General features: G+C 50.9%; 10 protein-coding genes and 2 riboswitches. Of the genes, 9 read left to right on the top strand and 1 reads right to left on the bottom strand.

Translation table 11 applies throughout. From position 1 onward, the window contains the following. Window positions 1-462 precede the first annotated feature (462 nt). Window positions 463-609, top strand: a riboswitch (cyclic di-AMP (ydaO/yuaA leader). Window positions 610-1,003: 394 nt separating this feature from the next. The 4 genes from HP570_RS23755 to HP570_RS23740 are packed head-to-tail and all read left to right on the top strand — an operon-like array spanning window position 1,004 to window position 4,414. Next, on the top strand, window positions 1,004-2,230 hold the full coding sequence (locus tag HP570_RS23755; protein WP_173627374.1) for a quaternary amine ABC transporter ATP-binding protein: 1,227 nt from the start codon (window positions 1,004-1,006) through the stop codon (window positions 2,228-2,230). Continuing rightward, a complete protein-coding gene (locus HP570_RS23750; protein WP_173606192.1) occupies window positions 2,214-3,053 on the top strand; it encodes an ABC transporter permease in 840 nt (279 codons plus the stop codon). Before HP570_RS23755 ends, HP570_RS23750 begins: the two co-directional genes overlap by 17 nt. Continuing rightward, entirely contained in the window at window positions 3,050-3,985 is a 936-nt protein-coding gene (locus HP570_RS23745; protein ID WP_173627373.1) for a glycine betaine ABC transporter substrate-binding protein, read from the top strand. The genes HP570_RS23750 and HP570_RS23745 overlap by 4 nt, the downstream gene beginning before the upstream one ends. An 18-nt stretch (window positions 3,986-4,003) precedes the next feature. Continuing rightward, window positions 4,004-4,414 (top strand): hypothetical protein, encoded by a 411-nt coding sequence (locus HP570_RS23740; protein ID WP_173627372.1) that lies wholly within the window; start codon window positions 4,004-4,006, stop codon window positions 4,412-4,414. A gap of 56 nt (window positions 4,415-4,470) precedes the next feature. Here the strand turns inward: HP570_RS23740 and HP570_RS23735 are convergent, their stop codons facing one another. After that, on the bottom strand, window positions 4,471-4,839 hold the full coding sequence (locus tag HP570_RS23735) for a Na-translocating system protein MpsC family protein (protein ID WP_012684130.1): 369 nt from the start codon (window positions 4,837-4,839) through the stop codon (window positions 4,471-4,473). Between the two features lie 242 nt (window positions 4,840-5,081). Further along, window positions 5,082-5,228: riboswitch (cyclic di-AMP (ydaO/yuaA leader) on the top strand. Window positions 5,229-5,927: 699 nt separating this feature from the next. Here HP570_RS23735 and kdpA point away from each other — a divergent pair. From kdpA to HP570_RS23710, 5 genes are all read left to right on the top strand, one after another. Beyond that, complete coding sequence (gene kdpA / locus HP570_RS23730; protein WP_173627371.1) at window positions 5,928-7,601, top strand: potassium-transporting ATPase subunit KdpA; 1,674 nt, start codon at window positions 5,928-5,930, stop codon at window positions 7,599-7,601. A 73-nt stretch (window positions 7,602-7,674) separates the two neighbouring features. Next, complete coding sequence (gene kdpB, locus HP570_RS23725; RefSeq protein ID WP_173627370.1) at window positions 7,675-9,714, top strand: potassium-transporting ATPase subunit KdpB; 2,040 nt, start codon at window positions 7,675-7,677, stop codon at window positions 9,712-9,714. 35 nt (window positions 9,715-9,749) lie between these two features. Then, window positions 9,750-10,313, top strand: coding sequence for a potassium-transporting ATPase subunit KdpC (gene kdpC / locus HP570_RS23720; protein ID WP_173627369.1), 564 nt, complete (start codon window positions 9,750-9,752; stop codon window positions 10,311-10,313). A 21-nt stretch (window positions 10,314-10,334) separates the two neighbouring features. Continuing rightward, a complete protein-coding gene (locus tag HP570_RS23715; protein ID WP_173627368.1) occupies window positions 10,335-12,665 on the top strand; it encodes a universal stress protein in 2,331 nt (776 codons plus the stop codon). A gap of 12 nt (window positions 12,666-12,677) precedes the next feature. Further along, window positions 12,678-13,403 carry a hypothetical protein gene (locus tag HP570_RS23710; RefSeq protein WP_173627367.1) on the top strand — a complete coding sequence of 242 codons (726 nt, stop codon included), beginning with the start codon at window positions 12,678-12,680 and terminating at the stop codon, window positions 13,401-13,403. Window positions 13,404-13,423 lie beyond the last annotated feature (20 nt).

The following is a 13,423-nucleotide window of genomic DNA, read 5'->3' as shown; positions in this document are numbered from 1 at the left end:
TTCTTCCCAAGCGGCTATTGTTTACATCTTGAAAGCATCATTCAAAAAGTCTTTAAAAAAGCGTAGAACCTCAACAGCTCGTAGAGGAAACAGGTGAAATAAGCGAAGATCTTTGGACACACCTACCGAGGCGCAGTGAAAAAAAGCGAAACTGCCTTTAGCGTCCACCTCTGAGCCACATCCTGATGGACTACTTTGGACGCGGTTTCGCTTTTTTTCACGGAGCCGGGCACCCCATGCTCCCGCGCAGGGGTTCCAAGAATCTGAGCGTTTTCTCCTGTTTCCTCCCCACCACAACAGCGAGTATAACGCACTAATCCTTCAACCGAATAAGCAACGAACAGCTAATCCAATCCGACTCATAAAGAAAGCCGTAATCCGGTTAAAACCATGCTAAACGAACGTTCACAATAACTGGAAGCCAGCGTATAATTCAAATCACAATCACGCTTCAATAAGAAACAACACATACGGCCTAGTTCCGATATTCTCGGAAGCGGGGGAACCAATCTTTTGGGGTTAATCCTGAGTGATCAGGAGGGATGAGGAAATGTCTTCTCTGCCATCCTACCCGTCAGCTAACCTCGTCGGCCAAAGCAGGGAAGGTCATGGATGGATAAAGTCTAGGCATTTTATGCGCAACAAGGGGATTCCTTGCGGGCGTGTGATAGGCCGATACAGGCTTTTTCTTTGGGACCTTTGTTCTGGAGAAAAAGGATGGATCGGTCTATTTTTTTATGGAAATATCGACGAGCAGCTTACGCGATACAGTCGTGAAGGAAATGGTGTGGATCGCTGGGAGGCAGTCGGTACGACATAAACCGCTGACAATCGAAATCGGGAAGACAGAGTACAGGGAGTCCTGACAATGGACGCCAGGTATTCCGTAAGCCTGCGGATTTTCTACACGAGTAAAAATCAAGCGTGCCTGCTTAGGTTTGCTGGAGTGTGGAAGCTTCGCGGGCTTTTTACATTTACGAAAAAACGAAGGATGAGGGATATCATGTCCAAAATGAAAGTCCATCAACTTACAAAAGTGTTTGGCAAGCAGCCCGAGCTGGCCTTGAAGCTGCTGGCGGAAGGACGTAAAAAAGAACAAATTTACAAGCAAACCGGCCAGTCCATCGGTGTCAATCAGGTCAGCTTTGAAGTCGAGGAAGGCGAAATCTTCGTCATCATGGGCCTATCCGGCAGCGGCAAATCAACCTTAATCCGACTGTGTAATCGACTGATTGACCCAACGAGCGGAAGCATCGAGATCGATGGGGAAGAGATCGTGGCCATGAAGGCGACAGCTTTGCGCGAGGTGCGGAGGAAGAAGCTCGGGATGGTTTTCCAAAACTTCGCCCTGTTTCCGCAGCGGACGGTACGGGAAAACGTGGAGTTTGGTTTGGAGATTCAACAAGTACCACCAGGGCTCCGACAAGAAAAAGCACGGGAAGCGCTCGCGCTCGTTGGATTGACCGAGTGGGAAAATGCGTACCCAGATCAATTGAGCGGAGGTATGCGTCAACGAGTCGGATTGGCGCGGGCGTTGGCTAATAATCCAGATATTCTCTTGATGGACGAAGCGTTCAGTGCACTGGACCCGCTCATTCGAAAAGATATGCAGGATGAGCTGCTGGAGCTTCAGATGACGATGAAAAAGACGATCCTGTTCATTACACATGACTTGCATGAGGCGTTGCGACTGGGCGACCGGATTGCCTTTATGAAAGACGGGCAGATCATTCAAATCGGCCGCCCAGAAGAAATCCTGGCTGACCCAGCGGATGAATTCGTGCGGAAGTTCGTGGAGGATGCCGACCTGTCCAGGGTGCTCGTTGCTGAAAATGTGATGAAACGGGCAGAAGCAATCACGCCTGACAAAGGGGCCCGAGTGGCACTGCAACTCATGATGGATAATGGCGTGTCCAGCTTGTACGTCGTGGACAAAAAGCGCACACTGCTCGGATTGATTACGGCGTATGACGTATCACTCGCGATCAGTACGGGAGATTCGCTGGAGGCAATCATGAAAACCGACCTCCCTACCGTTTCGCCTGACGCACGTCTGCACAGCTTGTTCCCGATGATGGCAGACCTGCATGTCCCGATTGCGGTAGTGGGCGAGCAGCAGCGTTTGTTGGGTGTCATCGTAAAAGGAGCGGTGCTAGGCGGGCTGGTAGGCAAAGTCAATGTCCAAGAACATCAGAGAGCAGAGGTGATGAGTGATGGACGTCGTGCCTAAGCTACCGATTGGCGGTTGGATGGAAGGGTTCGTGGAGGTGCTGGGCCAGTACAAAGGGGTATTGTTTGATCCGGTGGCTATCGTCATTTCCACGATGGTGACTTACTGTTCTACGGTTTTGGCAGAGATACCTTCGCTGATTCTCATCTTGCTGCTGGGGGCCGCTGCGTGGGTTTTTGCAGGGAGAGCGTCCATGGTCTTTACGGTTGTTGGACTTTCTCTCATCCACAACTTGGGGTACTGGGATGAAACGATGGAGACATTGGGACTCGTCCTCACTGCCACCATGATTTCGATCGCTATCGGGATTCCGGTGGGCATTCTTTGCGCGAGACACGATACGTTTCGCAATCTGGTTACGCCAGTACTGGATTTGATGCAGACGATGCCAGCGTTCGTTTATTTGATTCCCGCCATCTTTTTCTTCGGTTTGGGCGAGGTGCCGGGAGTTATTGCCTCCGTTATTTTTGCTTTGCCGCCAATCGTGCGTCTTACGAACTTAGGCATTCGTCAGGTCCCAGCGGAAATGGAGGAAGCGGCGGACGCCTTTGGCGCAACTGGGTGGCAAAAGCTCGTGAAAGTGCAGCTGCCGTATGCGAAATCGACGATCTTGGCGGGCGTCAATCAGTGCATCATGCTCGCCCTGTCGATGGTGGTCATAGCGGCTATGATCGGGGCGAAAGGCTTGGGTGCAGATGTGTATCGTGCCGTATCGCAAGTGGATATAGGAAGAGGATTCGAGGCGGGGCTATCCATCGTGATCATCGCTATCGTCCTGGATCGGCTTACCCAACATGCAGGAAAAAAGGAGAGAAACACATGATGAACAAAATGATTCCAGCTTTCTTGGCAGGGATGATGGGAGCAACAGCTTGGCTCGCAGGCTGCTCTAGTCAAAACACAAACACACAAATACCGACAGCAACGGTGGTCGATCCTATTGCTTCTGAGACGTCGGACAACGCGTTAGGAGAAAAGCTCGACTACAAAATCATCGGAATCGACGCAGGAGCAGGCTCGATGGTAAAGACAGAGGAAGTCATGAACCTGTATGGCTTGGATAAATGGCAGCTTGTCGAAGGCTCAGATGCAGCGATGACAGCCGCTTTGATCAAGGCGTACGAAGCGAAGGAACCAATTATCATAACGGGCTGGACGCCGCACTGGATGTTTAAAAAGATGGATTTGAAATACTTGGCGGACCCAAAGAACGGCTTTGGCGGAGCGGAACAAATCCATACCATCGTGCGCAAAGGGCTGAAAGAGGATCAGCCTGCTGCCTATCAATTTCTGGATAAGTTCTGGTGGGAGCCAGCTGATATGGAGTCGGTCATGGTTCAAATGATTGACGGAAAAGATCCGGAAGTGGCCGCTGCGGAATGGGTAAAAAATAACGAAGCCAAAGTGGCGAAATGGGTGGAGGGCATACAGCCTGTCCAAAAAGAGAAGCTGACTCTCGCTTATGTAGCATGGGATTCCGAGATTGCCAGCTCGCACGTCGTCGAGCATGTGCTGGAACAGAAGCTGGGGTATGAAGTCGAGTTGAGTCAGGTGCAGACTGGACCGATGTGGGCAGGAGTGGCAATTGGGGATGTGGATGGAATGGTTGCGGCGTGGCTGCCGTCTACGGATACGAGCTATTTGAAAAAATTTGGTGGGCAAATCGAGGATTTGGGTCCGAATCTCGACGGAACCAAAATCGGACTCGTGGTTCCTTCGTACATGAACATCTCGTCCATTGAGGATCTCCAATAAGAAAGGGGAGGTGCTGCTATGAAGCATTATTTTGTAATGGGCAGAGGGGAAGCTTTCACTTCTTTTGTCCAGACACTCTGCTGCGACAGTTTGCCTGCATTTTGGGGAAGGAATCCAGGTGCCTTTTCATTGACGGTGGGGTCTGGAGACAAGACGATTCAGCGTTTTTTGCCCATCTCATTTGACGAGTGCTACCGCGATCAGGAATCTTTGCTGATATACCAATCCGTCTACATTTTTCCAGATGAGTGGGCAGAGGGACGAGACTTCGTTACACTGTTCAGGCAACTGGGTTCCTGCCGGATTTTTGTGATGACACAGGAGCATCGGAACGCGATGTTATACAAGGCGCTCGGGGCGAATCACGTCATCGTGAGCCAGCCCGGTTATAAGGGCTACGGCTGGTTGGCTGAACAGATGAGTGGCTAGGAGAGAAATAGAAAAGGCTCCGCCTGCACATGAGGTGGAGCCTTGTTTTCGTAAAATTAGCCCAACATTTTTTCGAGGTCTTTGTCCAATACATAAACTTCGATCCGTTCACCCATCTTCGTGCTGATGTCGCTATGGCTCGATAGTACCTTACAGCTGGTCAGCTTTTCTACGATTTCTTCTGATTCTTCGCTGTACATTTCACGAAGAACCTCGCGCATTTCTTTGACGATGCGGCGACCTTTATCGTGACTGGACAGATGCTTTTCTTCGACGGTGAGAACGCCCTTGAACCTAGCGATGACCATATCACCGACGATGTAAGTCTTCGCTTCCTGTGGACCTCGTCCAATCAGTTCGCGCTGAAATTTTATGAATGCTTCGCTGATTTCGGCTTCCAGCTTTTTTTTGTTAGAGATGGCCAAATGCCATACCTCCCATAATTTATCATTGTGCCTAATATTACTCAGCAGTCTTGGGACTGTCAAACAAATAGGCTGATAATGTGAAAACGCAAGAGAAACGATGAAATATCATGATCGGATGAGGCCTGATAGGTTTAAACCGCTTACACGGATAAAGAATGCAAAAATCGTGTGAAAAAGACTGAAATAGGACATTAACATCCGATTATGCCGGACGTATAATGAGATTCGTAACCAACAATTGCAAAATATGGCCAAATCCCGAGGCACTCGGGAACGGAGGACCCAATCAGTAGGGGTTAATCCCACGAATGAATCGTGGGAGGGATGAGAAACTCTTTCGCCATCCTACCCGTCAGCTAACTTCGTCGGCTAAAGCGAGGGAGGTCTAAAGACCGCCTGTTTGAGGAGGCCTTTTTGTTATCCATTGAGGGACAACAAGGGTTGACTCGAAACGTTACGCAGGTCTTTTCGTTTTGCTCAAAAACGGCCAATGACCGTTTTACTCACAAGTAAATAGCTGTTTTCGGAAAAAGGAAACGGGAGACAAAACGCAAAGAAGGCAACTTCAAGTCGGCTGGGCGTTAGGTAGACCAATGAGTACTTTTTCTCCGATACAAAGAATCGTTTTGATTTGCCGCGAAAAGGCGGGCGACTTGTTTCGTCTGTTTATCTTTCGCTCGGTCAAATGTGGCGATCTTTCGGGGAAATCGTAAGCATTGGTCTATTTTTTTCCCAACTGGCAGGTTTTTTTCAAAAAAGGAAGCCTGTACAGGGGAAGCGAGAGAGACGAGTCGGCCAGACTTTACGGGATAGTCAGTACCAGAAAAAAGGAGGGACATGGCATGGACGTGGTTTCCATACTGCTCTTGGCGCTTTCATTCGGTGTATTTTTTGCACTCATCAAGTTTTGTGACGCCGTGGTAAGAGAACAGGGAGGGAAAGAGAAATGATCTGGTTGCTTTTGATTATGGCAGGGCTTGCGATGTACCTGTGCCACGCATTGATTTACCCGGAAAAATACTAGGGGTTACCCGAATCATTCGTTTATTTGGAACCATTTTTTAGAGGGAGTAGGAGGAACTGTCGTGGACTTTATACAAATAGCGTTGGTTTTGGTCGTGCTTTTCGTGCTCGCCATACCGATGGGAAAATATTTGGCACGCTCCTTTTCGCTGGAGACGACTCGATTGGACCGTGTTTTTGGCGGGGTGGAAAAAGCGATATACAAGCTGTCTGGCATTCGCGTAGCAGATATGACCTGGAAGCAGTACGCAATGGCTGTTCTGGTCAGCAATATTTCAATGGTGGCGATTGCTTATCTCTTGCTTCGTTTGCAAGGGATGTTACCTGGAAACCCGAGTGGGATCGCGGCGATGGAGCCGTTGCTTTCCTTTAACACGGCTGTCAGCTTTTTGACGAATACGAATCTTCAGCATTACAGCGGAGAGAGCGGATTGTCGTATCTATCGCAGATGCTGGTCATTATTTACCTGATGTTTACGACCCCAGCGACAGGGATCGCGGTCGTGATGGCCTTTATGCGCGGGCTGACTGGACAACGCAGCATCGGTAACTATTACGTAGACCTAGTACGTGCTCATACACGTGTGTTGATTCCACTGGCGATTGTCGTGACATTGCTTTTGGTGTCCCAAGGCGTGCCACAGACGATGGAGCCGACCGCAACAGCGACAACCATTAGCGGGACGGAGCAACAAATCGCTCGTGGTCCGGTTGCTTCACTCGTATCGATTAAGCATTTAGGAACAAACGGGGGCGGATTCTTCGGGGTAAACTCCTCGCATCCATTTGAAAACCCGACACCGCTAACAAACGTGATCGAAATTTTGTCGATGTTCTTGATCCCAGCGGCACTGCCGTTCGCATTCGGCTTCCTGGCGAAGAGCCGCAAGCAAGGCTGGGTTATTTTTGGAGCGATGTTCGTGATGTTTCTGGCGTTCCTGATCACGGCCTATGCCAATGAAGGAAACGGCAACCCTGCGCTAGAGCGGGTTGGCCTGTCACAAGAAATGGGCAGCATGGAAGGAAAAGAAGTCCGATTTGGCATCGCACAAAGCGCCTTGTTCACTGCCGTGACAACAGCGGCAACGACAGGAACCGTGAACAACATGCACGATACATTGACACCACTTGGCGGCTTGGTTCCGCTGGGTGAAATGATGCTCAACTGCGTATTCGGGGGAGATGGCGTCGGAACGATTAACATTTTGATGTATGCGATTTTGGCTGTATTCTTGGCGGGCTTGATGGTAGGGCGTACGCCTGAATTCCTCGGCCGCAAGATCGAAGGAAAAGAGATGAAGCTGATCGCCATCGCGATTCTCGTTCATCCCCTGATTATTTTGGCGCCAACCGCCATTGCATTGGCAACAGAAATGGGATCGTCCGCAGTGTCGAACCCAGGATTCCACGGCATTTCACAAGTGCTGTACGAGTACACTTCTTCCGCAGCCAACAACGGTTCCGGTTTTGAAGGATTGGGCGACAACACGCCATTCTGGAACATTTCTACGGGACTCGTCATGCTGTTCGGCCGATACGTCTCGATTATTACGATGCTGGCGGTAGCAGGCTCCTTGCTCGCAAAAACGCCGGTACCGGAAACGATGGGTACACTTCGCACAGACAATAGTGTATTCACAGTGATTTTGATTGCGACGGTGGTGATCGTAGGCGCACTGACATTCCTGCCTGTGCTTGCTCTCGGCCCAATCGCCGAGTGGCTTACGATCCGATGATAAGAGGAAGTTTAATAGCTCACTTTGAACTTCGATTTGAAAATGAATACTAGAGGCAAAGGAGTAATTTTCCATGAGTAGAACGCGCACGGTTGCGCTTCCTAAAGATTTGTATCAACGGGCCTTTGTCGAGTCCTTCAAAAAACTGGACCCGCGTGTGATGATGAAAAATCCAGTCATGTTCGTGGTAGAGATCGGGTTCTTCATTACACTTCTCCTGACGTTTGTGCCGAATTTGTTTGGGGGAGCTTCGGACCCGTTTTACAACGGCGTCGTCAGCTTGATCCTGTTCGTGACGATTTTGTTCGCCAACTTCGCAGAAGCCTTGGCAGAAGGGCGCGGCAAAGCACAGGCAGAGAGCTTGAAAAAAACGAAGCAGGACACGCAAGCAAAAAAAGTGGGGAAAGATGGTCGCATGCAAGTCGTCAGTTCCACAGAACTGCGAAAGGGCGATCTGGTCATCGTGGAAGCAGGCGAGCTGATTCCATCCGACGGGGAAATCGTCGAGGGTGTCGCCTCTGTGGACGAATCAGCGATTACAGGTGAATCCGCTCCGGTCATTAAAGAAGCAGGTGGCGATTTCAGCTCTGTCACGGGAGGCACACGTGTCGTCAGTGACCGCATCCGCGTCCGTGTGACGACTGATCCCGGCGAATCGTTTTTGGATCGCATGATTTCGTTGGTGGAAGGTGCGAAGAGACAGAAGACTCCGAATGAAATTGCGTTGAATACGCTGTTGGTCAGCTTAACATTAATTTTCTTGATCGTTTGCACGACTTTGCTGCCGATAGCCAACTATGTACATGCAGCCATTCCGGTTGCGACACTGATTGCTTTGCTCGTTTGCTTGATTCCAACCACGATTGGCGGACTCTTGTCAGCGATTGGGATTGCGGGGATGGACCGGGTCACGCAGTTTAACGTCATCGCCATGTCGGGTAAAGCGGTTGAGGCGTCTGGTGACATCAACACTATTATTTTGGATAAAACGGGAACGATCACGCATGGTAACCGGATGGCTGCCGAGTTTGTCACCGTAGGCAACACCAAAAGCACGGAATTGAACCGAGTAGCTGCACAAAGCTCAGTCCATGACGAAACACCGGAAGGACGCTCTGTTGTAGAGCTGGCGAAAAAACAAGGTCTGGCACCTGCTGAACTGGAATTGCCCGGTTCCGAAGGCGTGGAGTTCCGCGCTGAAACAAGAATGAGCGGGACGAATCTGGCAAACGGGGTCATCATCCGTAAAGGAGCCGTCGATGCCATCAAGAAATACGTGGCAGAGCAAGGGGGCAACATTCCTGCTGATTTGGATGAAAAAGCAAACCGGATTGCAACGGCTGGCGGCACGCCATTGGCTGTAGTAGAAGGCAATGCGATTCTCGGATTGATTTATTTGAAGGATACCGTAAAGCCAGGGATGCGCGAACGCTTTGAAGAGCTGCGCCGGATGGGAATTCGTACGGTCATGTGTACGGGAGATAACCCGCTGACAGCAGCGACGATTGCCCGCGAAGCTGGTGTGGACGATTTCGTAGCGGAAGCCAAGCCGGAAGACAAGATTGCGTTGATCCGTAAAGAACAAGCGGCAGGCAAGCTGGTCGCCATGACAGGTGATGGTACGAATGACGCGCCAGCTCTCGCACAAGCCGATGTTGGTCTGGCGATGAATACAGGAACGGTAGCGGCAAAGGAAGCAGCGAACATGGTCGATCTGGATTCTGACCCGACCAAAATCATCGAGGTCGTTGCGATTGGCAAGCAGCTTTTGATGACACGCGGTGCATTGACGACGTTCAGTATCGCCAATGACGTAGCGAAATACTTCGCGATCATTCCTGCGATGTTCATGCTGGCGATCCCACAAATGAGTGCGCTCAACATTATGGGCTTGGCTACACCGCAAAGTGCGATTTTATCCGCGTTGATCTTCAATGCGATCATCATCCCGATCCTGATTCCGTTAGCGATGAAAGGTGTGAAATACACGCCGATGAGTGCGACAAAGCTGCTTAGCCGCAACCTGGTGATCTATGGCTTGGGAGGAATTATCGTTCCGTTCGTGGGTATCAAGCTGATTGACTTGATTTTGAGTGGATTGAATTTAATTTAATTCATATTGAAAAAAGAAAGCTCAGGTGAACCGATATGATTTTGAAAAATTTACGTCTCAGCCTCATTTTGCTGCTGATTTGCGGCGTTGCCTACCCGCTGGCGATGACAGGGATTGCACAGGTTGTCATGCCTGCACAAGCAAGTGGCAGTCTCATCACCGATGGGAGCGGCAAGGTGGTCGGCTCCGAGCTGATTGGGCAGACCTTCACCGATCCGAAGTACTTCTGGGGACGCATTTCTTCTATTGATAACAATGCGTCAGGCTCTGGCTCGAACAACTACGCGCCATCCAACCCGGCCCTGATCGAACGTACGCAAAAGGATATCGCCGCATTTCTAGCAGCGAATCCTGGCGTGAAGCAGGAAGACATCCCGGCTGATTTGCTGACTAACTCCGCTTCCGGTCTGGACCCGCATATCTCGCCAAAGGCTGCCCAAATACAAGTAGAGCGTGTAGCCAAGGCGCGCAATCTCGAACCGGTACAACTCCAGGCACTGATTGAAGCGAATACAGACGGAAGAAGCTTGGGTGTATTCGGAGAGCCGCGTGTCAATGTAGTGAAGCTGAATTTGGCCTTGGACGAATTGAAGAAGTAAAGATAGAAGGAGGGCTGCGAGATGGTAGAGCAGTTTCGGCGAAAGTCCCCGGAGGAAATCTTGCAGTCCATCTCCAGAATGCACCGGGGCAGGCTGAAAATCATTCTGGGGGCAGTCAGTGGTGCAGGTAAAACCTATCACCTGCTAATGGAAGGGCAGTCGCTTAAGAGAAAAGGGATTGATGTGGTCGTAGCTGGCTCAGGTGAGGCCACTCATCCCAAGCTGGCGCAAAAGCGGGAGGGCTTGGAGCAAATCGAGCCAATCAACTGGCATTCTCTCGGGGAAGCGAGACATGATCTGGACGTTGCAGCCATTATCGAGCGAGATCCGGAAGTTGTGCTCGTAGACGGTTTGGCTCATCGCAATCGTCCAGATGCCCCGCGTCCAACCCGGCTCGAAGATGTTCAGTTTTTGCTGAATAACAATATTAGTGTGATTGCGACGGTCAACATTTACGAGTTAGCCGGGATGAAAGAAATGGCGGAGCGACTGACGAAGGCAGAAGTACGGATTGACCAGTGTGTTCCTGAGGATACGCTTGCCATGGCTGACGAGGTGAAATTGCTCGACGTCACGCCAGAAGCCATTCTGAAACGGCTGCAAGAAGACGACCGCAACCCAACTCGAACCCAGCATCCGTTGTTTCGCAGAGACAATCTGCATATGCTGCGGGAACTCGCTCTTCGGTTCGTAGCTACGGGCGTAAACGAGGATTTGGAGGATTATCGGGAGAAGCACGGCATGGTGGGGGCTTCAGGAGCCACAGAGAGGGTGCTGGTTTCTGCCCAGTATCATTGGAACGGCTCGATATTGGTTCGGCGCGGACAACAGGTTGCCAAGCGGCTCGGCGGAGAGCTCTTGGTCGTCTGTTTTCTCCCTTTATCCAAAAAGCTGACGAAAGAAGAAGCGACTTTTAAGAGATCCATCGGAAAGCTCGTGGACAAAGTCGGTGGTACCTTTGAAGAGCAGATGCTTGCACGTGAAAAGGACGTAGCAAATGAGCTCGTCGCCTATGCGATGGAGAATAATGTGACCCGCATCGTCATGGGGCAGTCTAAGCGTACGCGCTGGGACGAGATATGGTACGGCTCCATCGTCCATAAGATTCTTCGGCAAACGAAAAATATTGATATCTTGATCGTGGCAGATCGTTCCGAGCGAGACGGTGAGCGCGTCATGCCGACCAAGCGAGAACAGGCGGTAACGGTCAATCCGTACCGACGACTCTCCGATGAGGAGATGCAGCAAGAAATCGGGAAAATCAAGCGCGGGACGCTAAAAGTATATGTAGGAGCCGCACCAGGTGTCGGCAAGACATACACGATGCTCCGAGAAGGTAACGAGCTAGCTGAAAATGGCATCGACGTGGTGATTGGGCTTTTAGAAACGCATGGACGAAAAGAAACCATTGAGCAGGTAGGGAGACTTCCTCTTATCCCGCGCAAGCGCATCCCGTATAAAAATGTGACGCTAGAAGAAATGGACACAGACGAAATTATCCGGCGAAATCCGGAGGTCGTACTGGTGGATGAGCTGGCACATACGAACGTGCCGGGAAGCGCCTATGAGAAGCGATATCACGATGTCGAGAAGATTTTGGCTGCGGGTATTTCTGTCATATCCACGATGAACATTCAGCACTTGGAGAGCTTAAACGACAGCGTCGAGCAAATTACGGGAATCCGCGTTCGAGAGACGGTGCCGGACCATATTCTGCATCAGGCAGATGAGGTAGAGCTGATTGATATTTCACCCAAAGCGCTACGCCAGCGGATGCGGGAGGGAAATATTTACGCGATGGAAAAGGTGGAGCAGTCACTGACCAACTTTTTCAAAACAGGGAATTTGATCGCGTTAAGAGAGCTGGCCTTGCGTGAAGTGGCGGACGACGTCGACGAACGCTTGGAGGCATGGGAGCGACGAACGCTGCGCGGGCCTTGGCGGCAGCAGGAAGTCATTTTTGTCTGTGTGAATTTGCGGGCAGATAGTGAACGATTGATACGCCGAGGGTTCCGAATTGCCTATCGGCTGAAGGCGTCCTGGCATGTAGCTTACGTGCAGGATCATCCGTCGCTGACAGAAGAGGAAGAGACGCAGCTGGCGAAGCTGAAGGCACTAACGGAGCGTCTCGGAGGTCGTTTTGAACGATACGAAGCCCCTTCCCGACGCAAGGTTTTCACCAAGCTAGTTTGGCATATGAACGAAAAAGGAACGACGCAGGTCGTCATCGGGCAGTCGGCACGAACCCGCTGGAAGGAAATTCTCGAGGGTTCGGTCATCCAGCGATTATTGCGGGAGGTCCGACACATGGATGTGCTGGTCGTGGCCGATCACGCACCCGATATGATGTGAGGGAGGGTAATGATGGGCACAGAAAAAGAAGGGCAATGGGACCAAAGCGTGGCAGACGCCTATAGCCGTTTGGAGTGCCTGATACGAGAGCCAACTACGGAGGCAGATTTATTTTCCAGGCTGATACGGATCTATCTGGAGGAAGAAGAGGTGCGCATACGGCAAAAGCTAAAGCGCAAATCCTCACAGCGAATCTCTCGCGTCATGCATGAGCGGGTGGGTGAGTTTTTGTCCGGGCAGTTGAGCGGGCTTTCGTTTCAAGTGATCGATGGTCTCTTGTTTATAAAGAGGGAAGAGCAGCTAGTCGGGGCACTCAAATGCATCCCTGATCTCGGCAGCTACGATACGCCGTCCTGGAATGCGACACTTGCCCGTTTTGCCAAGCAGTATCAGAAGCGGTTCAACCTGGCGCCAGAGAAGCTGCTATTCGTTATCTGCTCGCTTGCCAAAAGCTTGGATGCAGCCCATGCCAAGGAGTTGACCGGAATTGACGTGTGGTGTGGCGCGGCTTTAACGACTCCCGTCTATCGGGATGCGTTGCAGGTGTATGTTAACAAATATGTGGAGCTCATGGACGCTCTCCCGCAGCCTGTACACCAAGTGTATTTTTTAAGTGCAGATGTCCATCCGAATGCACTGGCTTGCCAATTGCTGCGCGGGGAAAAAGCATCCTTGCCAGATCGATGGTTACGACCGTCCGTCGGTGATCTCATCCAATTTTTGCAAGGCAGGCTGTGATATACTTTTAAGGACATTCA

It is taken from the genome of Brevibacillus sp. RS1.1 (genome assembly GCF_013284365.1).
GTDB classification, from domain to species: Bacteria; Bacillota; Bacilli; order Brevibacillales; family Brevibacillaceae; genus Brevibacillus; species Brevibacillus brevis_D.
Note: the sequence above shows the minus strand (reverse complement) of the source record. Positions and strands in the feature narration are given on the sequence as shown.